The sequence below is a fragment of the Acinetobacter sp. YH01011 genome (assembly GCF_013420785.1).
GTDB classification, from domain to species: Bacteria; Pseudomonadota; Gammaproteobacteria; order Pseudomonadales; family Moraxellaceae; genus Acinetobacter; species Acinetobacter towneri.
Genome location: NZ_VOYG01000008.1, coordinates 116,868 through 143,009 on the forward strand (window position 1 = coordinate 116,868; position 26,142 = coordinate 143,009).

The window sequence follows — 26,142 nt, forward strand, 5'->3', positions numbered from 1 at the left end:
TTCTCATTTGCAATTTCTTTAAAAAATTCACGATTTATCCTTATTTCACTTCTATAATCCTTTTAATTTCTTTTTTTCTGTTTTTTGACTCATGCCAAAAATAAAATCGACCAAACTTATTGCGGGAATTATCATTGCGCTAATGCTGGCATTTGCCGCTTGGTATTTTTTAAAACCCAAAGAACAACAACCGCAATACATTACTGCCGAAGTGAGCCGTGGAGATATTGAAAGTGCGGTGTTGGCAACAGGCGTACTTGAAGCCACCAAAATGGTCAGTGTTGGTGCGCAAGTTTCAGGTCAAGTCAAAAAAATGTATGTTCAGTTAGGCGATCAAGTCAAACAAGGACAGTTGATTGCCCAAATTGACTCCGTACGACAGGAAAATGAGTTTAAAACAGCGCAGGCCAGTATTAAAAACCAACAGGCACAATTGGCGGTTCGACAAGCCAATCTCGCCAAAGTCGCAGCAGAATATCAGCGTCAACAAGCCATGTATGCGCAAGATGCGACCTCACGTGCCGAACTTGAAACTGCCTTAGCCAACTATAAAACTGCACAAGCAGAAATTGCTGCCATTAATGCTCAAATTGAACAGTCACGCCTAACTTTAGACACGTCTAAAGAAAATTTAGGTTATACCCGTATTCTTGCCCCAATGGATGGCACTGTCGTTGCAATTGTGACCGAAGAAGGTCAAACCGTGAACGCCAATCAAAGTGCGCCCACGATTGTTAAATTAGCCAAACTTGACACCATGACTGTAAAAGCAGAAATTTCTGAAGCGGATGTAATGAAGGTCGAAGAGGGACAAACGGTCTATTTCACCACCTTGGGCAACAGTGAGAAAAAACATTACGCTACTTTACGTCAGGTAGAACCTGCACCCAAATCCATCAATACCGAAAGCAATAACAATACGTCATCATCTTCAAGTTCTGCCGTGTACTACAACGCTTTATTTGACGTACCAAATGAAGACGGCAAGCTACGCATCAATATGACCGCACAAGTGTCCATTGTATTGGCAGAGGCACGCAATGTGCTGACCATTCCTGCTGCTGCGGTACAAGGTGTAAACCGTTCACGCAGTCGTGGCAACAGCAATAATTCAGACAGCAACGTACGTGCTGAGCGCGACAATACCGATGCCAGTTCTAGCAAACGCCCTGCCCGCTTGGAATTGACTACCAATGAAAAAGCCTTGATTGATCAAGGTAAAGCCTCTTTAGGTATGGTACGTGTACTGCAAGCTGATGGTTCAGCTCGTCCACAATCGGTATTGCTTGGCTTAAATAACCGTGCAACGGTACAAGTCATTCGTGGCCTAAAACTGGGCGATCAAGTCATTATTGCCGATGGTTCCGATACCTCAAATGATGCGGCGAAGCGTGGTGGTCGTGTTGGTCCATCAGTGAGAATGTAAGATGAGTCAGTCACAACCTCTGTTAGAGGTCACCAATCTGACCCGTGAATTCCCTGCGGGCGAATCTACAGTACAGATTCTCAAAGGTATTGATCTGAAGATTTACCCAGGTGAATTGGTTGCCATTGTGGGTCAGTCAGGTTCAGGAAAATCCACCCTCATGAATATTTTGGGCTGTCTGGATCAACCCACTACTGGCAGCTATAAAGTCAAAGGACGTGAAACCCGACAACTTGAAGCCGATGAACTGGCACAGCTACGTCGTGAATATTTTGGTTTTATTTTCCAGCGCTATCACTTATTGGGTGATTTAAGCGCTGCGGGCAACGTCGAAGTGCCTGCAATTTATGCAGGTGCCGATGTTGAAGAACGACAAGCACGCGCGACTGCGCTGCTCAGTGACTTAGGTCTAGCCGATAAAACCCAAAACCGCCCAAGTCAGCTTTCAGGTGGGCAACAACAACGTGTATCCATTGCACGTGCCTTGATGAATGGTGGCGATGTGATTCTTGCCGATGAACCCACAGGTGCACTCGACAAGAATAGCGGTATTGAAGTGATGCGGATTTTGCGTGAGCTAAATACCAAAGGTCACACCATCATCTTGGTCACACATGACCATAATGTCGCTAAAAATGCCACACGGATTATTGAAATCAGTGATGGGCTTATTATTTCTGATCAGCCCAACACACCTGCCGATCAGGATGATATTGCCCAACAAACCTTGCAACATTCACCACAAAAAAGAACTTCAGCTTGGCGTTCTGTATTTGATCGTTTAGGTGAAGCCTTCCGCATGGCGCTACTGGCGATGAATGCGCATCGCATGCGCACCTTTTTAACCATGCTCGGGATTATTATCGGGATCGCTTCGGTTGTATCTGTTGTGGCACTTGGCAATGGTTCACAGAAACAAATTTTAGAGAACATCAGCAGTTTAGGTACCAACACCATTACCGTGTTTCAGGGACGTGGTTTTGGTGATACCTCGCGCTCATCTCAGCTTAAAACCCTAATTCCTGCCGATGCCGATGCTTTGGCAGAACAACCTTATGTGGATGGGGTCAGCCCATCGGTCAATAGCAACGTCACAGTACGTTTTAAAGACACCGAGGCTTCTGCCACAGTCAATGGTGTGAGCGAAGACTTTTTCTATGTGCGCGGCATGAACTTCCAGTCGGGTCAGCCTTTTGACAAACACAGCGTGCTGGAACAAGCGCAAGATGTGGTGATTGATCACAACACCAAAAATACATTTTTTAGTGATGGCAGCAACCCTGTCGGGCAAGTAATTTTATTGGGCAGCGTACCCAGCCGTATTATTGGCGTGGTCGAAGAACAAAAAAGCATGATGGGCAATGCCGACAGCTTAAATGTGTATTTGCCCTACTCTACGGTAATGAGCCGCATGCTTGGCCAAAGCCATGTGCGCAGCATTATTGTACGAGTCAAAGATGAATATCCAAGTGCTGCAGCAGAAAATGCCATCCTAAGTCTGTTGGTACAGCGTCATGGTGCGCAGGATGTATTTACTCAAAATGCCGACAGTATCCGTGAAACCATCCAACAAACTACCGCCACCATGACCTTACTGGTTTCTGCTATTGCAGTGATTTCACTGGTGGTCGGTGGAATTGGCGTAATGAACATCATGTTGGTCTCTGTCACAGAACGCACCCAAGAAATTGGGGTACGCATGGCAGTCGGCGCACGACAAAGCGATATTTTGCAGCAATTTTTAATTGAAGCCATTTTAGTGTGTATTTTAGGCGGTGTACTTGGCGTCTTGCTCGCACTCGGAATTGGGCAATTGATTAATCATGTGGCAGGTGGAACCTTTCAAATGGCGTACTCCACCACCTCGATTGTAGCCGCTTTTGTCTGTTCAAGCCTGATTGGAATTGTGTTCGGTTTTATTCCTGCACGTAATGCTGCCCAACTGAACCCTGTCGATGCGCTATCTAGAGAATAAGGAATTAGAGTAAGGAATGATGATGCGATTTAACCAGAAGTCACGACAATTCAGCCAACTCGTCACTGCGCTTTTTCTTGGCAGCAGCTTAGTGGGTTGTGCAGCCGTAGTCAAAACACCTTATCAGGCACCTGCTGTAAATATTCCTCAACAGTTTGAGCAGCAGCAAAAAAGCCAGCAAGTCCTTGCACAACTAAATACAGACCGTTGGTGGACACTCTTTCACGATGCTGCTTTAAATCAATTGGTTGAACAAGTCTTGGCGCGTAACAGTGACCTCGCGGTTGCAGGACTGAATTTACAACAAGCCAGATTACAAGCAAAACAAAGCCAAAGTCAGCAAGGTATCCGGATTGGCAATGCAGGTATTTCTACAGGGCATCAATTTAGTTTAGAGGGCAATGGTGATACAGCGCGTGGGATTTCGCTGAATTATCCCGGACTGAGCTATGAATTGGACTTATTCGGTAAACTTGCCAATCAGACTGAAGCTGCACGTTGGGAAGCCTTAGCCACCGAACAAGACTTACAAGCCACCGCACAAAGCCTGATTGCAACCACTGCCAATTTATATTGGCAATTGGGTTATTTAAATGAACGCTATGTTGTCGCACAACAAAACCTTGCCAGTACGCAAAAAACGTATCAATTGGTCAGTGCGCAATATCGCGCGGGTGCAGTTTCAGGATTGGATTTAAACCAAGCCGAACAAGCCCTGCAAAGTCAAAAATCAACCTTGAGCCAAATTGCACAGCAAAAAGTTGAAACACGCACCGCCTTGGCAGTTTTACTGCATCAACCTGTGCAAATGTTGAATATCAATGAACCACAGAGTTTAGCCGCTGTTCGTTTACCGAATATTACTGCTGGCTTACCTGCAGAACTGCTGTCACGTCGTCCCGACTTACGTGCAGCCGAATTACGTTTACGTAAAGCCTTGGCCAATAAAGATGCCAATCGAGCCAGTTATTACCCATCCATCAGTCTTACAGGCACACTCAGTACAGGTGTCGGTACAGGCGCGCATACCTCTTTAAGCGATGCCCTAAAAAACCCAATTGCCACTTTAGGTGCAGGTTTAACCCTGCCATTTTTGCAATGGAATGATATGCAGCGCGATCTAAAAGTGAATGCTTTGGAATATGAAAAAGCCATTGTGCAATATCGACAAACTTTATATAAAGCCTTTGCCGATGTCGAAAATGCACTGTCAGCACGAACCGCGCTGAATCAACAAGTCGCGCTGCAAAGCCGCAATTTAGCACTGGCAGAGAAAACTGAACGCTTAACTGAGGTGCGTTATCGGCATGGTGCGATTGCCTTAAAAAACCTGCTAGATGCACAAGAAACCACCCGCAATGCACGTTTAAGTTTATTGCAGACCAAGCAAAACCAATACAACGCCTATGTGACTTTATTGCAAGCGTTGGGTGGTAGTCCGATTCAAAACATTCAATAATGCAAGAGTTGATCTAAATTGATCACGATAAAAAAAGCCTGTGGATGATTTTAAACATCCACAGGCTTTTGCTTGCTTTGTATATAAACTTTGAAATTAAGTTTTCTCAGATAATAACGCTTCTTTACTTAATACTTGATGGCTACTGGTCGCAATTGGCAAACTGACTTTAAAAGTCGTTCCAACACCTTCTTTCGATTCCACCACAATTTGCCCGTGGTTCAAATCGACAAAACGCTTACACAACACCAAACCTAAACCAATACCCTTTTCACCTGCAGTGCCTTTAAAACTAACAGTAAGTTTAGGCTCGAACAGCGTTTCGAGTTGTTGTGCAGTCATGCCCAAACCCGTATCTTGAATATAAATATCCACACTGGTTTCTGTTTGCTCTGCACGTAAAATGACTTTGCCTGTGCCATCGGTAAAGGTAAATTTCAGCGCATTCGACACCAAATTTTGAATCACCGAGGTAATCATATTGATGTCGGCATAAACTTTAATGCCTTCTTCAACTTGATCAATCAGTTCAATATTTTTCTTGATTGCCAAACTTTTCAACACATCGCAAACAATTTTGGTCGATTGCTTTAACTCAAAATTAATTGGGTGATACACAAAGCGTCCACCCTCTGCCATCGCCCAATTCAATAAACTTTCTAGCAAGTTATAGGTCGATTGTGCTGTGTCGAATAAATAGTCGGCAATATTTTGAATACTAGAATCATCCAAAGTTTCGCGCTCTTGCGCTAAAACTTCCGAAAACCCCAATAAGCCATGAAATGGCGCGCGCAAATCATGCGCAATAATTTGGAAAAATTTGGTTTTACTAAAATTCAATGCAGACTGCTGTTCATACAGTTCTTTTAAGCTTGCATAATCAACTTTTAATTCAATATAACGCACCAAACCTGCAGCAAACTCCGCCACTATCGGCAAAGCACCTAAACTAAACGCTTCTTCACGATGATCAAATAACAACAACTGCCCAATCGACTCGCCATCGGTTTTGAGTAAATCCAGTGCGATTAGGCGCGCGGCTTCTATCCCCAAACTTGCAATATGCTGCACAAAATTCGCATATTGAGGATGTTGAGGTTCAATCAGTTGCTGACCTTGAAAGAAAACATCTAACTGTGCGGTTGGATTGGCATGAAAAGCTTTAAAAACTTGATTGGTGGAATACCAGATATATGGCTCATTTTTAAAAGTCAAAATGGCATGATCGACTTGCAACATTTGACGGGCAAACTTCAAAAAACCATCAATTTGGTTAGTTGGCGTATGTACGCCCAATAATAACGAGAGTGTGCAAGCACTGAGTTGCTCCGTTTCAGGACCAATTTCCAGCAACTGTATTTTCATTTTTGCCTCGTTAATTAAAGTGTGCCGCGCCTATGAATTATTTTGTCTACAAAACTCATCCACTGAATTCAGAGTTAACCTACAAACTTTAACACAAAACACAAGCTTTCAAACTAATTTAAAAAACTGCGTAACAACTCGGCATTTCTTCTTTACTACTTGATTTTTTCATCTATGGATTAACAAGGGTTTAGCTCACGCTTGATTATGATTTTTGATGGATCAAACGGTGCTACAAACCCGCTAAAAAATACGCTTATTTTTGTAAAATTTGGACCATAAAAATAGATCTAAACTTTTAAAATATAAATCAGGCTTTTTATCTGTAGATTTCCCTCCGTTTTTGAAGAAAATCTCAACTTCTATACAAGAGTTTACATTGCATCACACTGTAAAAAATAGAAGCAACATATTGATAAACATATAAAATAAATAGAATAAATATATTCACCTATCATTTTCATCGGTTATTTATCAAACATTCGACTTAAGTCGAACCCTCAACTGGTTAATTTATAATAAAATATACATATATTTTTGATGTCATATCTTCATCATACGATTTGATTAGTATTTCAACACTAAATACTCAAGGCGATTTTTAGGTTTAAATAGGCTCGTTTTTACATTAAACCGTGTCTTGATTCGCACAAATGCGACACATCATTTCGTAGCGAAATGGCGTCATCACTGTAATTACGTTGACTGAAATGCATAGAGAGTCGATACTCTCAAGGTTAAATTAGGCAAATCGGTTCGCAGGGGCTGAGTCATTATCTCGCTCCTAAAAAACTCAATCAAAGCAAGGGGCTATATATGGCTGGTGGAAAGTCAAAAATCATTTATACACTGACCGATGAGGCGCCATTGTTGGCGACCTACTCTCTACTGCCGATCATTGAGACCTTTACTAAGCCTGCTGGCATCGAGATTGTCAAGAGTGATATCTCTGTCGCAGCACGCGTACTCTCTGAATTCTCGGAATACCTAAGCGAAGAACAGAAGGTAGCCGACAACCTCGCAGAGCTTGGACGTCTCACGCAAGATCCAGATACCAATATCATCAAACTTCCGAACATCAGTGCTTCAGTTGCTCAGTTAATTGCATGTATCAAGGAATTACAAGCAAAAGGCTATGCAATTCCTGACTATCCTGAAAATGCGGATACTGAAGAAGAGAAAGCTTTACTCGCTCGTTTTGGTAAATGCTTAGGTTCAGCAGTAAACCCTGTATTACGTGAAGGTAACTCTGACCGTCGTGCACCTGCTGCAGTGAAAAACTATGCAAAAAAACACCCTCACTCTATGGGTGAATGGAAGCAATGGTCACAAACTCACGTTTCACACATGGATGAAGGTGACTTCTACCATGGCGAAAAATCAATGACGCTTGACCGCGCACGTAACGTAAAAATGGAACTCATCACTCATTCTGGTGAAACCATTGTATTGAAAGAAAAAGTAGCGTTACTTGATGGCGAAATCATCGATTCTATGTTCATGAGCAAGAAAGCGCTTTGCGACTTCTATGAAAAAGAATTGGATGATTGTAAAGAAGCAGGCATTTTGTTCTCTTTACACGTAAAAGCGACCATGATGAAAGTTTCACACCCGATTGTATTCGGTCACTGTGTGAAAATTTACTATAAAGAAGCGTTTGAAAAACACGGTAAATTGTTTGAAGAACTTGGCATTAACGTCAACAACGGTATGGCAGGTCTTTATGAAAAGATCGAAACCTTACCAACTTCTTTACGTGAAGAAATCATCGAAGATTTACACGCATGCCAAGAACACCGCCCTGCACTTGCAATGGTGGATTCTGCAAAAGGCATCACCAACTTCCACTCTCCAAACGACGTAATTGTAGATGCTTCTATGCCTGCAATGATTCGTGGTGGCGGTAAAATGTGGGGTGCTGACGGTAAACCTTACGACTGTAAAGCAGTAATGCCTGAATCTACTTTCGCGCGTATTTACCAAGAAATGATCAATTTCTGTAAGTGGAATGGTAACTTCGACCCACGTACGATGGGTACTGTGCCAAACGTAGGTTTGATGGCGCAAAAAGCTGAAGAATACGGCTCACACGACAAGACTTTTGAAGTTCCTGCTGCAGGTGTTGCAAACATCACCGACATTGACACGGGTGAAGTGTTGATGACTCAAAACGTAGAAGAAGGCGACATCTGGCGTATGTGTCAGGTGAAAGATGCACCTATTCGCGACTGGGTTAAACTTGCAGTAACACGTGCACGTAACTCTGGTATGCCAGCAATTTTCTGGTTAGACCCGTACCGTCCACACGAAAACGAAGTGATCAAGAAAGTTCAAAAATACTTAAAAGATCACGACACGACTGGTTTAGATATTCAAATCATGTCACAAGTTCGTGCGATGCGTTATACGCTTGAGCGTGTTGCGCGTGGTTTAGACACCATTTCTGTAACAGGTAACATCTTACGTGACTACCTCACTGACTTGTTCCCAATTATGGAGCTTGGTACTTCTGCGAAAATGTTATCTATCGTTCCGCTAATGGCGGGTGGTGGTATGTACGAAACTGGTGCGGGTGGTTCTGCGCCTAAACACGTACAACAACTTGTTGAAGAAAACCACTTACGTTGGGATTCATTAGGTGAGTTCCTTGCGCTTGCTGCTTCTTTAGAAGAAATGGGTATTAAAGAAGATAATACTCGTGCGAAATTACTTGCATCAACTCTTGATCAAGCGACCAGCAAATTACTTGATAACGACAAGTCTCCATCACGTCGTACTGGCGAACTGGACAACCGTGGCAGCCACTTCTACTTGGCAAAATTCTGGGCAGAAGCACTTGCTGCTCAAGACGAAGATGCTGAGTTGAAAGCGAAGTTTGCACCACTTGCACAAGCTTTAGCTGCAAACGAAGACAAAATTGTTGCTGAACTTGCGGAAGTACAAGGTAAATCGGTTGATATCGGTGGTTACTACGCAGTAGATCAAGCTAAAGTGAATGCAGTAATGCGTCCAAGCGCAACATTCAATGCTGCACTTGAAACTATTTAATGCGATGACATCGCACTGATACGATTCAGTGCCTGTTCTACAAAAAACCAGTGTGAAAGCACTGGTTTTTTGTTGGCAGTAAATTGATAAAGACTGAATAGGTGAGCTATATCTTCACATATATCTTTATTTCTTATTCTGTATACCCATTCTTATCCATGAGTCCCAAAAGTTAAATTGAAGCAAACGACAATTTTCATATAAAAACTTAAGGATATTCAAATCATTGGATAAAGTTCAGACAATAAAAAAAGCCCCCAAGTCTTAATATGCTTGAGGGCTTTTCCTTTATATGGTCCCGAGGGTCGGACTCGAACCGACACGTCATCTCTGACAGCGGATTTTGAGTCCGCCGCGTCTACCAATTTCACCACCTCGGGTAGGTGTTGATGGGTATAATAAACTTTTTTGACAGCTTGTCAACGCAAGTTTTTTGCAATTGTTTAAAATTAAATCAGCTGTCATTTTTTTGATTTATAATCGACCAATTTCATCCATAAAACCTAAAAAAGCATATACTAGGCGCAGTTTTCCCAGTGTTCTAACTTGTTTTTATCATGCAGCTTTCTGACTTTAATTTTAATCTCCCCGATGAACTCATTGCTCGTTACCCACTAGCAAGTCGTAGCGCCTCTCGTCTGCTGCATCTTGATGCTCAAGGTCAGTATCATGACCATCAATTTACCGACTTACTGAATTTACTCGAAGCGGGCGATTTACTGGTACTTAACGATACCAAAGTCATGAAAGCGCGTCTTAAAGGTAAACGTGCCACAGGCGGTGCAGTGGAAGTCTTGGTAGAACGTCTGCAAGATCAATTTATTGCCCATTGCCATATTAAAGCCAGCAACTCACCAAAAGCAGGTGCAGAACTGTTTATTGGGCCTGATGCTGTAAAAGTGACCGTACAAGGTCGCCATGAAAACTTATTTATTGTCGAGTTTTCGCAGCCTATTTTAGACGTATTGGATGCCTACGGTCAGTTGCCGATTCCACCCTACTTTAACCGCGAAGCAGAAGCGATTGATACCGAGCGTTATCAAACCGTATTTAACGACCCAACAAAACTTGCTAGTGTTGCCGCACCCACTGCCAGCTTGCACTTTGATGAAGCCTTACTGCAACAGCTAGCAGATAAAGGCATTCAAAAAACCTTTGTGACCTTGCACGTGGGCGCAGGTACATTCCTGCCTGTACGTACCGATGATATTGCCAATCACATCATGCACAGTGAATGGTGTGAAGTTTCTGAAGCTGCCGTAGCGCTGATTCGTGAAACCAAAGCACGAGGCAACAAAGTTATTTCAGTGGGCACAACTGCCACCCGTGCCGTGGAAAGTGCTGCCCAAGCCCATGCAGGCAAACTTGCAGCGTGGTCGGGTGATACGCAAATTTTTATTTACCCAGGTTATCAGTTTAAAGTGGTGGATCGTCTAATCACCAATTTCCACTTGCCTGAATCCACCTTATTAATGTTGGTATCTGCGCTTTCAAGCCGTGAAAATGTCATGCAGGCGTATCAACATGCTGTGGCGGAACGCTATCGTTTCTTTAGCTATGGCGATGCCATGCTGATTGATCAAGCTCAGACTTAATTTTCAAACTGTAAAAGAAACCGCCATGCCGCTCGATTCCGTGCAACACTCCATTCATATTCGACGCAAGAAGAATCAACGGGTATTTCGTAATATCGCGCGGTTATGGGATATTGGAAAAAAAGCACAAAGCCATCAAGATATTTTAGATGGCTTACACCCTTGGCAAGATGACATCACCCTCAAGTTTGAAAATGTTTTGCCTGTCCTGCTTGGCATTATAGGTGTGTTGTTCTGTTTATTGCTCTTGATTCAACCGAGTAATATTTGGCTGCAATTCTGCTTGCTGATTGGGTTAGGCTGTATCTTCTGGGCATTTATTACCTATGAACAAGACGACCCCATTGAAGAAGTCATCACTTTTTTAGAACAAGAAAGCATTGCACAGCGCTATCAACTGGCATGGCAGCAACCACCGCAACATCTTGCCCGAACCCTACAACCCGTTTATTTGATTGCTCATTTAAAAAGTCTGTTTCCCTTGTTTAATTTAGGGAATCTGTCCAATGAAATTCGCCGTTACGCCAGTACTGTTTGGCAAGATCAACAAGGCAAGCAACATCAGGTTTTGGTCTTTGAATATCGCTATGTCAGTGAAACCCGCATTAAAGATCAAAATGGCAATGACTATAAAGTGCGTGAAGTGGTGCGGCATTTATCGGGCGTATTTGTCTTTGATGTGCAGCTACAAGGTTTAGCCGTTACCTCAAACAATAAAACCTTTGGTGCGCCTTATCATGTGCCGTGGCATACCAGTGACATTCGCCTGAATCAAAAACTCAACTTTTTTGGCAGTGATGCAATTCAACTGGCGCGTACGCTCAGCCCTGCAATGGTGTTAAAACTGGATGATTTTTTTCAGCATCAGCAAGGTGATTTGTTATTTCACCCTGAGCGGAACACGCTCTGTTTTTTAGGTAATCGCAACTTGTTTGAAATTTCCAGTAAAGCAAAAAATATTCAAGATATTTCCGCATTGCGTGGACACTTACGCACTTTTAAATTACCTTATTTAGAACAATTACAGACAGATTTGATTGATTTTCTGGACTAAGAAAATCGTCTTGGGGCAAAACATGGGTATCGCAATTTTTCTTTTGGTTGTCATCGTCTTGGTGATGCTGGGCATCATGATTCGTAACAACATCGTACGCCACCACAACGCCACCATCCGCGCTTGGGCAGATGTGACCAGTTTTGAACGACAGAAGTTAAAAACGCTTGAAGAACTTGCGCCAGTGGTCGAACAATATGCAGGTATGGAAAAAGGCACTTTAGAAAAAGTGACTGAACTGCGCCAAAATATTATGAACCTAAACATCAACAATGCCGATGTCAGCCAATTACAACGTGTTGAAGCCTTGAGCAAAGAATTGATGCGCAGCTTAAATGTGGTGGTCGAAAATTACCCTGAACTCAAAGCCGACCAACTGTATTTAAAAATGATGCATGAAATTGATGAGCAGAACGAAAATGTCGGTGCTGCGATTACTATTTATAACCGCAATGTCGAGTTATTTAATAACTATATTCAGGTCTTTCCTAACAACATGATTAACACTGCAACCACAGCGAAAAAACCTGTGCGCGCCTTTCGGGACAACGGTGCAGCACAAAGTTTTGATTATCGTCCAAACTTTTAAGCCATTTAATTCTAAACCGCTCATTTAAAATTATTTTTCAACGCATGAATAAAAACAGCAAGCACGAAGCTTGCTGTTTTTTTAGATTTCAACTAAACAAAAGACTGTGTCAAATACTGCACCTGATTGCGTCCCTTGTTTTTTGCTAGATACAACAACTCATCGGCTGAATGCAGAAAGTCGACCACATTGTGATATTGCTGATTTTGATGATAGCTATTTACGCCAATACTCACAGTGACTTGGGTAATCTCCCCTGTCTTGGTATGTGGAATTTCCAGCGCATATACTGCCTGCCTAAAGTTTTCAGCAAGTTGTACAGCATCTGCCAATGGTGTTTCAGGCAATAGCACCACAAACTCTTCACCACCAAAGCGAGCCACAAAGTCAGATGCACGCGCAAAGTGTTGTTTAAGCAACTGCGCCACACTAATCAAACAATGATCACCCTGTAAATGTCCATAATTGTCGTTATAAGGCTTGAAATGGTCGATGTCGATAAACAAGAGAGACAATGCATGTTGATGACGCACAGCACGTTTAAATTCGTTTTCTATACGCTCACTGAGCGCCTTTCGATTGGCAACCAAGGTCAGCGGGTCTTGTAAGCTCAAAGCCAGATTTTTGCGACTCAACGCTTCGAGTTCCAACTCCATTTGTTTACGCGCAGAAATATCAAACATAAACCCAATAATCGCCACAGTTTCGTTATTTTCACGAATCACATGCACCACATCACGAATCCAGACATAATCTCCTGTAGCGGTTAAGGCACGATAATCCGCTTCGTGGTCTGTGCCTTGATCGGACAGACTCACACACATATTCACGGTCTTGTCCCGATCTTCAGGATGCATCCGATCAATCCAATCTTGTGCAGTTTTCCAGCTGTCTTGCGTCCAACCCAGTAAAGACTCAATTTGTGGGCCAATATAGCTAAAAGCTTTGGTTTTCCAGTTAATCTGCCACGGAATTGCATTCGTGGTTTCCAAAAGTGTTTTATAGAATTGGTCTTCTTTTAGTGCACTGTTTAATTCACTCATAGCCCACCTCTATGAATTGGCTCTAAGGGCAATTTAACAACTTAGCTGCACTTTGACTACAAATTATTGAGCATTCTTGACATTTTTTTCAGCTTTGAGACAATCAAAACCTGAACAAAATACAAACAACTACTGTTCAATAAAAATGAGCATTCCTACAATAAAAAAAGTCGCGATATCACCATGCTAAATCATCTCCAAAATTTAAAAGACAGCCTAATTCAAGAGTTTTTTCAACTCTATGAGCAGTATGAACCCGATCAACTCTATGCCTGCGCATTAGTTTTAAATGAATATCTAGGCATCGATTATCTGGCAGTTTCAAGCACACGCAGTCTGTTTAGTAAACAGGAAGATTCTGCTGAGTACTTATCTGAAGCAGACAAATGGAACGTGGAAAAATGGCGTTATCGCACCCAAACGCATAGTGCTCAGGGGTTGCATCAATTTAAAAATATTTTTGCAGATTATTTCAAACAGCGGTATATATATGGCAACCCCCTACTCAATAGCCCCGACACCCCACAATACAACCATCTAGAACTGTTATTGGATATTTTCCAACAAGCCAAACAAGCACTCTCCAATGCTTATGGCCTAGATTTGAGTCAGATTGTATTTTTGATTCATATTCCAAAACAGCATGATTTTGAAATTTATTCTGCACAATTTCTAAATGCACCCAGCGCATTACTGGATGAATTTTTACTTGCTCATCATGTGCAGCATACTGTGCAAACCACCAATACACAGCACAACAAACTCAAACTGCAACAGGTCGATAAAGATTTACTTACCGATTTGGCACAGCTTTTAGAAATTGAGCCTTATGATTATTTAAGCATTGCACATGAAGCCTACTTGCTCACGCTAGAGCCAAGTTTTATTGACAGCAATCTGTATGTTCAGCGCCTGATTCAGCATGTTGCAGCGATGGACAGCCATGAACAAGGTGAGTTTGCCTTGCATAAAGAAGAAATTACCCAACGGATTCAGCAATTTTACGCCACGTAGTCTCCAATAAAGTGACTGAATTTTTTTGCACGTAATTTTTAACAATGAAAACGTATCTCAACTGGCAATTCCCTGCAGAATCTAGGAAAATAGTGCACTTTTAGCGCTAACAATCAGCGAACTGTTTTTTCGCCTTGATTTGGAACTTATATGAAGTTTGAAAAATTAGGTCAGTCGGGACGTGCCCGTCGTGGCCGCTTAACCCTTGCACATGGTGTTGTAGAAACCCCTGTGTTTATGCCTGTAGGGACCTATGGTACGGTCAAAGGCATGTTGCCACGTGATATTGAAGAAATTCAGGCGCAAATTATTTTAGGTAACACCTTCCATTTATATTTACGTCCAGGACTGGAAGTGATTCAGGAACACGGCGGTCTACACGAGTTTATTAAATGGGATAAGCCTATTTTAACTGACTCAGGCGGTTTTCAGGTATTCAGCCTAGGCGCTATGCGTAAAATTAAAGAAGAAGGCGTAACCTTCCGTTCCCCCATTGATGGCTCAAAGGTATTTTTATCCCCTGAAATTTCAATGGAAATTCAGAAAACCTTGAATTCAGACATCGTCATGATTTTTGATGAATGTACGCCTTACCCTGCAACACATGAAGAAGCACAAAAATCACTGCAATTGTCTTTACGTTGGGCCAAACGCTGTAAAACCCATCACCACGATGAACTCAACAACAGCAATGCCCTGTTCGGTATTATTCAGGGCGGCATGTATGAAGATTTACGTGATGAATCTCTAAATGGCTTGCTTGATATCGGTTTTGATGGTTATGCCATTGGTGGTCTTTCGGTAGGTGAACCGAAAGAAGAAATGATCAAAGTGCTGGATTATTTGCCAGCGAAAATGCCAGAAGATAAACCACGTTATTTGATGGGCGTGGGCAAACCAGAAGATATTGTTGAAGCCATTCGTCGTGGTGTAGATATGTTCGACTGTGTGATGCCAACCCGTAATGCACGTAATGGACATTACTTTGTGACCGATGGCTTGGTACGTATTCGCAATAGCAAATATCGCCATGATCAAAGCCCGCTCGATCCACATTGCGATTGTTATACCTGTAAAAACTTTACCCGTGCCTATTTGTTCCATTTAGAAAAATGTGGCGAAATGCTCGGCTCTATGTTGGGTACCATCCACAATTTACGTTATTACCAACGTTTCACCCAAGACATCCGTAATGCCTTGGATAACGGTACTTTTGATGATTTTGTACAGGACTTTTATACCCGCCGTGGTCTAGAAGTTCCACCTTGTCCTGAAGATTAGTCTTTTCAGTATTTGCGCTGAGTAAAAAGACAAGGTAAATTGCAGAACAAACCCAATTTATTATCAGATCACTGATCGCCAGTTTTTAGTTTAGGAAAATGAAATGAGCCTTTTTATTTCGACTGCTCACGCAGCAGGTGAAGCTGCACAACAACCAAGCCTTGTAGCCAACCTTTTAATGATTGCTGTTTTTATTGCAATCTTTTACTTCTTGATTTGGCGTCCACAATCAAAACGTGCCAAAGAACACCGTGCACTGATTGAAAGCTTGGGCGTTGGTAGTGAAGTGGTGTTTGCAGGCGGTTTGATGGGTAAAATCACGAAAATTGAAGGTGATTTTGCAGTAGTTGAATTAAGCCGTGGTGTAGAAGTTAAAGTTCAACGCGCGAGTGTCATTTCAGTTCTTCCTGAAGGCACATTAAACAATCTTTAATCAAAAAAGGGTCGTGCTCACGCACGACTTTTTCATTTTAAGAAGAAAATAAATGCGTTACCCAGCATGGAAATATCTACTCATCCTCGTAGTTCTTGTGGTGAGTACATTATATGCCCTGCCTAGCTTGTATCCAGATGAACCTGCTGTTCAAATTTCAGGTGCCAAAGCTGGTACCCAAATTGATCAAAGCATCGTACAAAAAGCAGAGCAAATTTTACAATCAGAAAATATTGCCAGTCATGACAACAGCTTTACCAACAATGCTGCATTGTTGCGTTTAGACACCTCAGAAGCACAGCTCAAAGCCAAAGAAGCTTTGCGCCGTGGTTTGGGCGATGACTACGTTGTGGCACTTAACCTTGCACCCACCACCCCAGAATGGCTACAAAAAATTGGTGCAAAACCAATGAAGTTAGGTCTGGACTTACGTGGCGGTGTTCACTTCCTGTTAGAAGTGGATATGGACAAGGCCATCAGCCAGCGTATGGAAACCTCAGCTACAGATTTACGTCGTCAGTTACGTGACAACAAGCTGAAGTTCAATAGTCTGTCACTGAACAACAACACCATTAGCTTGCAGTTTGCCAACAATGCAGACCGTGATGCGGTAATGGATTTCTTGCGCCGTAACGGCAATGAGTACACTCAACAAGCGGTAGCGACAGCAGAAGGTTCGAGCTTACGCCTAACGTATACCGATGTACGCAAACAGGAAATTCAGTCTTATGCAGTCAATCAAAACTTGACCACACTGCGTAACCGTATTAACGAACTAGGTGTAGCCGAAGCCTTGGTGCAAACTCAAGGCAGCAACCGTATTGTGGTGGAATTGCCAGGTGTTCAAGATACTGCCGAGGCAAAACGTGTCCTTGGTCGTACTGCAAACCTCGAATTCCGCTTGGTGTCTGATCTGAATGATCAATACATTGACCCATATACAGGTCAAACCACAGGTACAGTGCCACCTGGCACAGAAGCGTTTGCCTTTGAATCTTTGGACAGTGGTCGCCAATTATTATTGAACCGCAGCCGTATTTTAACGGGTGAGCGTGTTCAAAATGCGTCGAGTGGTTTTAGCCAAGATACAGGCGGTGCAGAAGTTAACATTACCCTTGATGCTGCGGGCGGTAAACTCATGGCAGATGCGACACGTAACGCTGTGGGTAAACGTATGGCGGTATTGTTTATTGAAAACAAACAACGTATTAGCTATGTGACCGATGAAACTGGCACACAAACTGAAGTACGCACCCCATATACCGAATCTGTCGTCATTAATGCTGCAACCATTCAGGCGGTATTGGGTTCGCAGTTCCGTATTACAGGTCTAGATTCCCCACAAGAAGCCTCTGAATTGGCCTTAATGCTTCGTGCAGGTGCCTTGGCAGCGCCAATGTACTTTGTCGAAGAACGTGTGATTGGTCCAAGCTTGGGTCAAGAAAACATTGATAAAGGCGTATTGTCGACTCAGATTGGCTTCATTTTGGTTGCAATCTGGATGGTGGTGTTCTTCCGTCTGTTTGGTCTGATTGCCAACTTCGCTTTAGTGTTTAACTTAGCCATGATTTTAACCGTCATGTCTTGGATTGGTGCATCACTCACCTTGCCGGGTATTGCGGGTATCGTAATTACCATTGGTATGGCGGTAGATGCCAACGTCTTGATTTGTGAGCGAATACGAGAAGAAATTAAGTGGGGGGCCTCGCCCAAACAAGCCATTGTGGCGGGTTATGACCGAGCGTATAACACTATTTTCGACTCGAACTTAACCACATTCTTGGTGGCATTCATTCTGTTTGCGATTGGTACAGGTCCAATCAAAGGCTTTGCTGTGACGCTCATGATTGGTATTGTCTGCTCGATGTTTACTGCAATTACAGTGACCCGTGCAATTGTACAAATCATCTACGGCAAAAAACGTAACTTGAAAAAGTTGAGCATTTAAGGAGATCACTGATGACTGAGAATACTCAACTGCCTTCAAAAAAATATGGCCGCCCTGATGATGAGCGCGTGATTCCGTTTATGAAGATTGCTTTGCCTGCGGCATTGCTTTCTATTCTATTAACGGTTGCCAGTATCTTCTTCATTGCCACCAAAGGTTTAAACTTAGGTTTGGACTTTACTGGGGGTATTGCGGCAGAACTCAACTATAGCAATCCAGTAAAAGCCACCGATGTTTCTAACGCATTGGTCAAAGCAGGCTTTAACGACCCTGTGGTACAAACGCTTGGTTCAGACCGCGACCTAATGGTACGTATGCCTGTGCAAGAAGATGTTGAAGCAGAAGACTTAACCAAAGCAATTACTGCTGCGGTACAACTACCAAATAACACGGCAACTGTGCCAAAGGTAGATGTGGTTGGTGGTCAAGTCGGTAATGAGCTGTACGTACGTTCTGCGGGCGCTGTAGCTTTAGCGCTGTTATTGATGTTGGTATACGTCACCATTCGCTTTGAATTCAAACTGGCAATGGGTGCGGTACTGTCATTGTTCCACGATATTGTGGTGACACTGGGTATTTTTGCCATGATGCAATGGCCATTTGACCTGACTGTATTGGCAGCGTTATTGGCGATTATTGGCTTCTCACTCAACGATAACATTGTTGTATCTGACCGTATTCGTGAAAACTTCCGTAAAATCCGTGGTGCAACACCACTTGAAGTGGTAAACATTGCGCTGACAGAAACTTTACGTCGTACCATTCACACCTCTATGACCCTATTATTGGTTGTAGTCGCGATGATGCTCATGGGTGGTGATGGTCTGAAATGGTTCTCGATTGCGATGTTTGTGGGTGTCTTTGTCGGAACATATTCATCTATTTACATTGGTACAGCCTTTGCCTTATGGCGCGGTTTGAACCGTCAGGACTTCATTGTTCAAGTCAAACCTGAATTTGAAGATGAAGAGCAAGAAATTCCATAATGCATTTCTGCTAACACCAACATTCAAGCCTATCTTCGGATAGGCTTTTTTGCGCCTTAGCATTGCGGTATTTGCGCTGACGTTGCGATGTTAATGCTGAATAATATGAATCTGTGGAAATTGAAAGCCTGCGCAAGATGGTGCTGCTCGCCATGCTACGGTCAACATACAATCTGATAAACGAAAGTTTTGATAGGCAAAATGCCCAATCTGTGGATGATGACAAATGCCGCCCTGTGCATTGGGATGCATACGAGTATCCAACTCATTCAGGCTTAAACGAATCCCTAAACCTGATGCTTTCAGCACTGCTTCTTTAGTTGTCCAGACACGAAACCAATAATCAGCGTCGTGTTCCAAATCTTGCCAGTATTGGAGTTCATTGGGATGAAACGCATGTTGTGCCAAGGCATCGAAACGCACCTTACGGTCTAAGTCCTCGACATCTACGCCAACATCGAGCAATTCAAAACTGCTTACCAAAGCATAATGCTGACGGCTATGACTATGGTTAAACTGCAATTGAGGGAATGCTGTCAAAAATGGCTTGCCATGTGGGTTACGCTCAATATCGCTGTTTTGAATATCGTGTTCTAAGTATCCAGAAAGCAATTGATTCCGATGCCGATAAATAGCCTGTTTTTGCTGTTGAATCTGTTCACTGCGTACAGCACTTGGATCGGGACTAAAAATCTGCTGAATGCGGCTAACATTCACACAAATTTTTTTAGGTGTTTTATTCATCCGCCCTTCTCCATTTTGGCTGAAATACGATAGAAAAAAACCAGCAAACATGCTGGTTTTTTAAAGCGTGCTCGCTTAGCTGCCTTGCACCAAACGACGTGCGCTGATAATCCCTGGTTGCTGCTCTAAACGTGCCAACAAACGAGAAAGTTGCGCCAAGCCTTTAACCTCAATTAACAATTTCATATTGGCGATACCATCACTTTCAGAAATAGTATTCACCTGACGAATGTTAATTTGATCGGCAAAAATCACTTGGGTTAAGTCTTTGAGCAAACCACGGCGGTCATAGGCTTCCACCACAATTTGCACGCTTTGACCACGGGTTGGCTGCATTTCCCAATCGGCTTCTACCGCACGTTCAGGTTCGTTGCCAATCATACGCACATAGTCCGAACACGCCACTTTGTGAATACTCACACCACGGTTCAGGGTAATATACCCCGCAATCGCTTCACCATGCACAGGCTGACAGCATTGTGCGATATGCAGTTCAACGTTATCCAAACCATCAATCAAAATGCCATGTGCCGATAAGGTATGGCTGGCACGTGGGTTCAAGGTTGGCTTCAACACCAGTTCAGGTTCATCCTGATCTAAGTGCATGTGACGATTGACCTGATTAATTAAGGCATGCAGGCTAATATCACCATTCACCAAACCAATCAGAATGTCTTCACCTGTTTTGACGTTAAAGTGATTGCAATAATCATTTAAATCAATACTTTTTGGATGAATCGCCAAACGTGACAATTCTTTATTGAGCACTTCACGCCCAACTTCCAGATTTTTACTGCGGTCTTGCTGTCTAAACCAATGACGCAGCTTATCGCGCGCACGTGCTGTCTTAATATAACCTAAAGAATTCACCAACCAATCACGGTTCGGTTCACGGTCTTTTTTGGTCAAAATCTCGACCTGCTCGCCTGTTTTTAAAGTATAGGTGAGCGGCACATAGCGCTGATTGACCCGTGCGGCATAGCATTTATTGCCGACTTCGGTATGCACATGATAAGCAAAGTCCAGCACCGTTGAGCCACGTGGCAATTCTTTAATATCACCATCACGGCTGAACACATAAATTTTCTCAAAATCTTCAAACTCTTGGATTTGTTCAAAATTTTCAGAATCATCATCTTCTTTATGTGCGCTGGCATCGTTACGTTCCTGATAATGCTCCAAAACAGAACGCAAAGAATGTAAACGATGATTAAACGAATGGTCTGTGGCTTTAGAACCTTCTTTATAATTAAAGTGTGAACATACCCCAAGCTCGGCTTCTTCGTGCATATCTAGGGTACGAATTTGCACTTCAAGCGACTTGTTTTCTGCAATTACGGCAGTATGCAATGAGCGATAACCATTGGCTTTTGGATTGGTAATGTAATCATCAAACTGGTGCGGAATATGCCGCCACAATTGATGTACGATGCCCAAAGAGTGGTAACACTCTGGAATGGTTTTCACCAAAACACGTACAGCACGAATGTCATAGAGCTGATCGAAGCTGAGGTTTTTACTCTTCATTTTTCGATAAATCGAATAAATGTGTTTCACCCGCCCGCTAATTTCGGCATGAATACCATTATTGCCCAGCTCTGTACGCAATTGCTCAATTACGTTTTGAATGTAGTTTTCACGCTCCAAACGCTTTTCATTCAGTAACGTCGCAATTTCTTTATAACGGTCTGGCGCCAAATAACGGAAGGCTAAATCTTCGAGTTCCCATTTCAGTTGGGCAATGCCTAAACGGTGTGCCAATGGCGAGTAAATGGTTAAAATTTCTCGCGCCACACGCTCCTGACGTTCTTTGGAAGCGGTTGCCAACTCACGTAATGAATAGGTACGTTCTGCCAGTTTAATTAGCACCACGCGCACATCTTCCGTCATGGAAATCAGCATTTTATAAATGCCTGTTAAATGTTCACGCTGGTTATTATTAAAATGGTCTTCTAAACGCTTATTTTTCTCAATCAGTTCAGACAACTTACCCATCGACAAGGTGCCTTTGATCAAGCCATAAACTGCTTCACCAAATTCTTCACGCACTTCATCTAACTGCATGACATTTTCACGCACGCTACGATAGAGCATGGCTGCAGACAAAGTGTCTTCATCGACATGCAAGTGCGCTAAAATATTCGCCATCTCAATACCTGTATATAAGGTATGCGATGGATGACTGACGTCTGTTTCCAGCTCTTTTTTCAGGGTGTAATTGGCAACGCGTTCTAATTGTTCAAGTGCCGCCCCATCGTAAATCCCGCGTACTCGGTCTAGCCATTCTGCTAAATCCTGTCGGGCTTGCTCGGCATGTTCTACAGTCGTTTCCTCAGACAGTTCATTTAAACGTCCAGGAAGTTGTTCACGTACTGTGACCATACCCTTCTCCTACCTCTATGTACTTCATATTATAAATCGTTTATTTGCTTTTCTTTCTCAAACAAGGCAATGGATTCGACATGCCCCGTATGCGGAAACATATCCATCACGCCTGCTTTTTTCAATTGATAGCCCTGCTTGACCAATACACCTGCATCCCTTGCGAGTGTGGCTGGATTACAAGACACATAAACGATTCTATCTGCGCCAAATTTGGGCACATAATACATCACTTCCTCTGCGCCTGAACGCGGAGGGTCAATTAATAATGCCTCAAATCCTTGATTTGCCCAAGAATGATGCGAAAAATCTTTTGTTAAATCTTGTGAATAAAACTTAACATTGTCTAAATCATTACGTTGTGCATTCTCTGCACCACGCTGCACCATTTGCTCTGAACCCTCTACAGCAACCACCTTTCCTGTTGCACCTACACAACGTGCAAGCGGCAATGAAAAGTTGCCTAATCCACAAAACAGATCAAGCACCCGATCACCTGATTTTAAGTTAAGCAAATCACATGCCAGCTTAACCATTTGTGGATTAATTGTAGAATTGACTTGGGTAAAGTCTTGGGGATGAAAGCCAAAACTCACATCAAAATCATCTAAACGATAATGCAAACGCATTGCTGCATGCGGATCATCAACCCGATGCAAACTGTCTGGACCTTCAGGCTGCAAATACAATTGCCAGTGTTTCTGTAACGCAAACTGCTGTAACTGGTTGATATCGGCTGCAGATAGTTGTTCTGTATGCCGCACCACCAAAGCAATCTCTTGATCTCCCATCGCCAATTCTATATGACCAATATGGGCCTTGCCTGTTAGACTTTGGAGTAGCTGCTTGATTCGTGTTAACGAACCAAATGCCTGATCCAACACCATACAGCGGTCAATTGAGGTCAATTTATTGCTATTACGCTCACGAAAACCGACCACCAATTTGTCTTGACTGGCAATATAACGCACCCCAACACGGGCTTTACGGCGATAATCTTCACGCTGTGAACGCAAAGGCGCTAACCATTCTTCAGGCTGAATTTGCGCAAAATGTTGCAGATGCGACTGCAACACCTGTTGTTTGAGATGAATCTGCTCATCCAACTGAATATGCTGCATGCTACAACCACCGCAACTCTGATAATGTGGACATTGTGGCGTAACCCGTAATGTCGAAGGCTCACCCAGCACTTCTAGACACTCGGCTTCTTCTAAGCGTTTGTTACTATGCGTAATTTTGGCGCGTACTGTTTCACCAGGCAATGCGCCCTCTATAAAAACTGTTTTCCCCTGCTTCTCGGCTGGATGACCCGACTGAGCTGTGTAGTGTGCAATCCCGCGCCCTTCATGTGACAACGATTCCACCTGAAAGCAATATTCAGCCTGCTGCGTGGTACGGTTTTTACTGCGATGTTTCATATCAGTCTAAATATCGGAAGATGGGGAAGATTGAAAAGGCATCACGGATTCATTTGAAGGCGTGGTGACACTTTGTTCAGGAAAATCTGTACGGGTAAATTCAGTTTGCTGCGAACTGTGCTGCCACACGCTTAAAAAGTCTGCATGCTGCGGCTGAGTATGCAAATATTGAATGGTATGCTGTACCCATAAAGTATGCTCTTCAAGCAGCAATTGCCCTTTGAGCAGCAGCCAACGCAAATAAATCAACCAAGTATTTAAGACATCGCCTTCACAATAACGCGTCAGCCTTGACCATTCGCCGCTTTGCATAAATGCAGGAACATGATAGCCCGCATCTACACGTTTACCCGGAAAACCTAGCAAATACGCAATGTCATCCAACTTTTGAAAATGACGACCATTAAACATTGCCATCACATCCATTAAATCGACATGACGCTGATGGTAACGGTTTTGATAATTGTTATAGCGCTTTTGCTGATCAATCTCGCCCTGATCAAATAAACTTGGTGCAGACAGCCCGTGATACATGGCGCGGAATAAAATCACTGGCAAGTCAAACTGCGAACCGTTCCAACTGACCAAAGTCGGATGACGCTTATCAAAAATAGACAAAAACTTTTTCAGCATTGTCGCTTCGCTGTCATGTTCACGGCTAAAGGAAAACAGCTTCATGCCGTGTTCATCAATCCACAAGCCTGAAATACACACAATTTCATGCAAAGGCAAACGCTGAAAATCGGTTCCTGCCTCTTGGCGACGCAACTTCATTAATGCTTGTTCAAGCTCTGCTTCGGGTAAATCGAGTTGATATAAATGCGCGCCTGACTTCAAATCGGTAACGGTTTCTATATCGAAAATCAGCACAGGTAAACGCATAAAATCTTACTCAATGGATGATAGAAAAATGAATATCACAATTCAGTATCTTGAACAGAGAACAAACCTGTCGATAAATAACGATCACCACGGTCACAAACAATACAAACAATCACTGCATCTGGATTTTCTTCGGCAATTTTTAAAGCTGCCCATACCGCACCGCCCGATGATGTGCCTGCGCTGATGCCTTCTTTTTGCGCCAGTTTACGCATGGTTTTTTCCGCTTCAATTTGCGGAATATCAATAATACGATCAACACGACTACGGTCAAAAATGGTTGGTAAATATGCTTCAGGCCAACGGCGAATCCCTGCAATACTTGAACCATCTGAAGGTTGTAAACCAATAATTTGAATCTCTGGATTTTGTTCTTTTAAGTATTTAGACACCCCCATAATGGTGCCTGTTGTGCCCATAGAGCTGACAAAGTGGGTAATTTTACAGCCCGTTTGCTGCCAAATTTCAGGCCCTGTGGTCAGGTAATGTGCTTCAACATTATCTGGGTTACCAAATTGGTTCAGCACCAAGCCTTTGCCTTCGCGTTGCATTTGCAAAGCCAAATCGCGCGCGCCTTCCATGCCTTGTGCTTTAGTCACTTCAATCAATTCTGCACCATAGGCACGCATGGCATCTTTACGTTCTTGGCTCATATTGTCAGGCATGATCAGCTGCATTTTATAGCCACGCATAGCTGCAACCATCGCCAAAGCAATGCCGGTATTGCCACTGGTTGCCTCAATTAAAGTATCGCCCGGTTGAATTTCACCGCGTTTTTCTGCCTGCATAATCATGTTGTAGGCAGGACGATCTTTAACAGAACCCGCAGGGTTATTGCCTTCCAGTTTTGCCAAAACCGTTGCCTGCGTATGACTTGCCAAACGCTGCAAACGCACCAATGGGGTTTTGCCCACATAATGATCTAACAAAAATTCATCACTTTGGAAATCTGATTGGGTATCAAGCATGGTCTGCACCAATATCAAGGTGGGCTTATTGTATGAAAATTTGCACCTTCCTGCACGTTTTTCACAGGCTTTTTATCAAAACAGCAATACTCTGCCGACAATTTATGCATCACTCACTGCCTACACAATTCTAGGCAAGATGAACACAATTTCAGATTGTCTTTTGCGGGATGGATGCAAAAAAATGCACACCGATTGATTGCGAGATGCAGCTGAACCACTCGCACCAAACAGATGAAAACACAGTCAGGAGAATTGACATCCTCCCCCCCTTAAAAGAGGGTGATTCCTACAGCTAGACGCTTATGCCCAAGCGCAAGAATGTTTAGAGCTGAGTTTATATCTCGATCATGAACTGTACCACAGCTCATGTACTCCCATTCTCTTATTCCAAGATCTGTCCTACCTTTGGGACTACTTGAGGTGATCTCACCGCAGCACGAACAGATTTGGGTGGTATAGGCTTCTTGGACTTCTTCAAACAATACGCCTGCGTTCTCGCATTTATACTTGAGCATTGTTTTTAGTG

Annotated in this window: 20 protein-coding genes and 1 tRNA gene; 12 read left to right on the top strand and 9 right to left on the bottom strand. The window is 43.1% G+C overall.

The genetic code is table 11. The features are described 5' to 3' along the window. The first annotated feature begins 91 nt into the window (after positions 1 to 91). The 3 genes from FTT78_RS07310 to FTT78_RS07320 are packed head-to-tail and all read left to right on the top strand — an operon-like array spanning position 92 to position 4,860. Positions 92 to 1,426 (top strand): efflux RND transporter periplasmic adaptor subunit, encoded by a 1,335-nt coding sequence (locus tag FTT78_RS07310; protein WP_180043940.1) that lies wholly within the window; start codon positions 92 to 94, stop codon positions 1,424 to 1,426. Position 1,427: 1 nt separating this feature from the next. Continuing rightward, complete coding sequence (locus FTT78_RS07315) at positions 1,428 to 3,401, top strand: MacB family efflux pump subunit (RefSeq protein ID WP_180043938.1); 1,974 nt, start codon at positions 1,428 to 1,430, stop codon at positions 3,399 to 3,401. A gap of 22 nt (positions 3,402 to 3,423) precedes the next feature. Then, positions 3,424 to 4,860 carry an efflux transporter outer membrane subunit gene (locus FTT78_RS07320; protein ID WP_180043988.1) on the top strand — a complete coding sequence of 479 codons (1,437 nt, stop codon included), beginning with the start codon at positions 3,424 to 3,426 and terminating at the stop codon, positions 4,858 to 4,860. A 96-nt stretch (positions 4,861 to 4,956) separates the two neighbouring features. Here FTT78_RS07320 and FTT78_RS07325 read toward each other — a convergent pair whose 3' ends face one another. Continuing rightward, positions 4,957 to 6,225 (bottom strand): sensor histidine kinase KdpD, encoded by a 1,269-nt coding sequence (locus FTT78_RS07325; protein ID WP_180043935.1) that lies wholly within the window; start codon positions 6,223 to 6,225, stop codon positions 4,957 to 4,959. Between the two features lie 816 nt (positions 6,226 to 7,041). Here FTT78_RS07325 and FTT78_RS07330 point away from each other — a divergent pair. Further along, positions 7,042 to 9,273, top strand: a complete 2,232-nt coding sequence (locus tag FTT78_RS07330) for an NADP-dependent isocitrate dehydrogenase (RefSeq protein ID WP_004974956.1) — start codon at positions 7,042 to 7,044, stop codon at positions 9,271 to 9,273. Positions 9,274 to 9,566: 293 nt separating this feature from the next. Here FTT78_RS07330 and FTT78_RS07335 read toward each other — a convergent pair. Beyond that, positions 9,567 to 9,653 (bottom strand) — tRNA-Leu (locus FTT78_RS07335). A gap of 177 nt (positions 9,654 to 9,830) precedes the next feature. Here FTT78_RS07335 and queA point away from each other — a divergent pair. From queA to FTT78_RS07350, 3 genes are read left to right on the top strand one after another with little or no spacing between them, the layout of a single operon-like run. Next, positions 9,831 to 10,868, top strand: coding sequence for a tRNA preQ1(34) S-adenosylmethionine ribosyltransferase-isomerase QueA (gene queA / locus FTT78_RS07340; protein ID WP_179990699.1), 1,038 nt, complete (start codon positions 9,831 to 9,833; stop codon positions 10,866 to 10,868). A gap of 25 nt (positions 10,869 to 10,893) precedes the next feature. Continuing rightward, positions 10,894 to 11,922 carry a hypothetical protein gene (locus FTT78_RS07345; protein WP_179988694.1) on the top strand — a complete coding sequence of 343 codons (1,029 nt, stop codon included), beginning with the start codon at positions 10,894 to 10,896 and terminating at the stop codon, positions 11,920 to 11,922. A 22-nt stretch (positions 11,923 to 11,944) separates the two neighbouring features. Continuing rightward, complete coding sequence (locus FTT78_RS07350) at positions 11,945 to 12,511, top strand: LemA family protein (protein ID WP_154320335.1); 567 nt, start codon at positions 11,945 to 11,947, stop codon at positions 12,509 to 12,511. Positions 12,512 to 12,603: 92 nt separating this feature from the next. Here FTT78_RS07350 and FTT78_RS07355 read toward each other — a convergent pair whose 3' ends face one another. Then, positions 12,604 to 13,554 carry a sensor domain-containing diguanylate cyclase gene (locus FTT78_RS07355; protein WP_180043933.1) on the bottom strand — a complete coding sequence of 317 codons (951 nt, stop codon included), beginning with the start codon at positions 13,552 to 13,554 and terminating at the stop codon, positions 12,604 to 12,606. A 183-nt stretch (positions 13,555 to 13,737) separates the two neighbouring features. On the opposite strand from FTT78_RS07355, the gene FTT78_RS07360 reads away from it, so the two are divergent. The 5 genes from FTT78_RS07360 (at position 13,738) to secF (ending at position 19,216) form a co-directional block, all read left to right on the top strand. Next, the gene (locus FTT78_RS07360; RefSeq protein WP_180043931.1) at positions 13,738 to 14,568 is read left to right on the top strand and encodes a DUF4303 domain-containing protein; all 831 of its coding nucleotides are present in this window, start codon (positions 13,738 to 13,740) and stop codon (positions 14,566 to 14,568) included. 150 nt (positions 14,569 to 14,718) lie between these two features. Beyond that, on the top strand, positions 14,719 to 15,849 hold the full coding sequence (tgt, locus tag FTT78_RS07365; RefSeq protein WP_168541466.1) for a tRNA guanosine(34) transglycosylase Tgt: 1,131 nt from the start codon (positions 14,719 to 14,721) through the stop codon (positions 15,847 to 15,849). 103 nt (positions 15,850 to 15,952) lie between these two features. Next, positions 15,953 to 16,282, top strand: a complete 330-nt coding sequence (gene yajC, locus FTT78_RS07370; protein ID WP_070152813.1) for a preprotein translocase subunit YajC — start codon at positions 15,953 to 15,955, stop codon at positions 16,280 to 16,282. A 52-nt stretch (positions 16,283 to 16,334) separates the two neighbouring features. Further along, entirely contained in the window at positions 16,335 to 18,230 is a 1,896-nt protein-coding gene (gene secD, locus FTT78_RS07375; RefSeq protein WP_180043929.1) for a protein translocase subunit SecD, read from the top strand. An 8-nt stretch (positions 18,231 to 18,238) separates the two neighbouring features. Next, a complete protein-coding gene (secF, locus tag FTT78_RS07380) occupies positions 18,239 to 19,216 on the top strand; it encodes a protein translocase subunit SecF (RefSeq protein WP_179990724.1) in 978 nt (325 codons plus the stop codon). 90 nt (positions 19,217 to 19,306) lie between these two features. On the opposite strand, the gene FTT78_RS07385 is transcribed toward secF, so the two are convergent. The 6 genes from FTT78_RS07385 to FTT78_RS07410 form a co-directional block, all read right to left on the bottom strand. Then, the gene (locus FTT78_RS07385; protein ID WP_104852526.1) at positions 19,307 to 19,960 is read right to left on the bottom strand and encodes a 4'-phosphopantetheinyl transferase superfamily protein; all 654 of its coding nucleotides are present in this window, start codon (positions 19,958 to 19,960) and stop codon (positions 19,307 to 19,309) included. A 75-nt stretch (positions 19,961 to 20,035) separates the two neighbouring features. Then, complete coding sequence (locus tag FTT78_RS07390; RefSeq protein ID WP_004974935.1) at positions 20,036 to 22,342, bottom strand: bifunctional (p)ppGpp synthetase/guanosine-3',5'-bis(diphosphate) 3'-pyrophosphohydrolase; 2,307 nt, start codon at positions 22,340 to 22,342, stop codon at positions 20,036 to 20,038. 29 nt (positions 22,343 to 22,371) lie between these two features. Further along, entirely contained in the window at positions 22,372 to 23,763 is a 1,392-nt protein-coding gene (gene rlmD / locus FTT78_RS07395) for a 23S rRNA (uracil(1939)-C(5))-methyltransferase RlmD (protein WP_131261992.1), read from the bottom strand. A 6-nt stretch (positions 23,764 to 23,769) separates the two neighbouring features. Further along, on the bottom strand, positions 23,770 to 24,645 hold the full coding sequence (locus FTT78_RS07400; RefSeq protein ID WP_004974933.1) for a 3'-5' exonuclease: 876 nt from the start codon (positions 24,643 to 24,645) through the stop codon (positions 23,770 to 23,772). 35 nt (positions 24,646 to 24,680) lie between these two features. After that, positions 24,681 to 25,613: a cysteine synthase CysM gene (gene cysM / locus FTT78_RS07405; protein WP_180043927.1), complete on the bottom strand. Its 933-nt coding sequence runs from the start codon at positions 25,611 to 25,613 to the stop codon at positions 24,681 to 24,683. Positions 25,614 to 25,885: 272 nt separating this feature from the next. Next, on the bottom strand, positions 25,886 to 26,142 hold a 257-nt coding region (locus tag FTT78_RS07410; protein WP_180043925.1), incomplete at its 5' end, for a zinc ribbon domain-containing protein.

Bases quoted from the DNA above. Each gene is read 5' to 3' on its own strand.
- secD (WP_180043929.1), top strand. From the start codon at position 16,335: ATGCGTTACCCAGCATGGAAATATCTACTCATCCTCGTAGTTCTTGTG.
- queA (WP_179990699.1), top strand. From the start codon at position 9,831: ATGCAGCTTTCTGACTTTAATTTTAATCTCCCCGATGAACTCATTGCT.
- tgt (WP_168541466.1), top strand. From the start codon at position 14,719: ATGAAGTTTGAAAAATTAGGTCAGTCGGGACGTGCCCGTCGTGGCCGC.
- FTT78_RS07360 (WP_180043931.1), top strand. From the start codon at position 13,738: ATGCTAAATCATCTCCAAAATTTAAAAGACAGCCTAATTCAAGAGTTT.
- FTT78_RS07330 (WP_004974956.1), top strand. From the start codon at position 7,042: ATGGCTGGTGGAAAGTCAAAAATCATTTATACACTGACCGATGAGGCG.
- FTT78_RS07355 (WP_180043933.1), bottom strand. From the start codon at position 13,554: ATGAGTGAATTAAACAGTGCACTAAAAGAAGACCAATTCTATAAAACA.
- rlmD (WP_131261992.1), bottom strand. From the start codon at position 23,763: ATGAAACATCGCAGTAAAAACCGTACCACGCAGCAGGCTGAATATTGC.
- FTT78_RS07320 (WP_180043988.1), top strand. From the start codon at position 3,424: ATGCGATTTAACCAGAAGTCACGACAATTCAGCCAACTCGTCACTGCG.
- FTT78_RS07310 (WP_180043940.1), top strand. From the start codon at position 92: ATGCCAAAAATAAAATCGACCAAACTTATTGCGGGAATTATCATTGCG.
- yajC (WP_070152813.1), top strand. From the start codon at position 15,953: ATGAGCCTTTTTATTTCGACTGCTCACGCAGCAGGTGAAGCTGCACAA.
- FTT78_RS07385 (WP_104852526.1), bottom strand. From the start codon at position 19,960: ATGAATAAAACACCTAAAAAAATTTGTGTGAATGTTAGCCGCATTCAG.
- FTT78_RS07400 (WP_004974933.1), bottom strand. From the start codon at position 24,645: ATGCGTTTACCTGTGCTGATTTTCGATATAGAAACCGTTACCGATTTG.
- cysM (WP_180043927.1), bottom strand. From the start codon at position 25,613: ATGCTTGATACCCAATCAGATTTCCAAAGTGATGAATTTTTGTTAGAT.
- FTT78_RS07350 (WP_154320335.1), top strand. From the start codon at position 11,945: ATGGGTATCGCAATTTTTCTTTTGGTTGTCATCGTCTTGGTGATGCTG.
- FTT78_RS07325 (WP_180043935.1), bottom strand. From the start codon at position 6,225: ATGAAAATACAGTTGCTGGAAATTGGTCCTGAAACGGAGCAACTCAGT.
- FTT78_RS07315 (WP_180043938.1), top strand. From the start codon at position 1,428: ATGAGTCAGTCACAACCTCTGTTAGAGGTCACCAATCTGACCCGTGAA.
- FTT78_RS07345 (WP_179988694.1), top strand. From the start codon at position 10,894: ATGCCGCTCGATTCCGTGCAACACTCCATTCATATTCGACGCAAGAAG.
- FTT78_RS07390 (WP_004974935.1), bottom strand. From the start codon at position 22,342: ATGGTCACAGTACGTGAACAACTTCCTGGACGTTTAAATGAACTGTCT.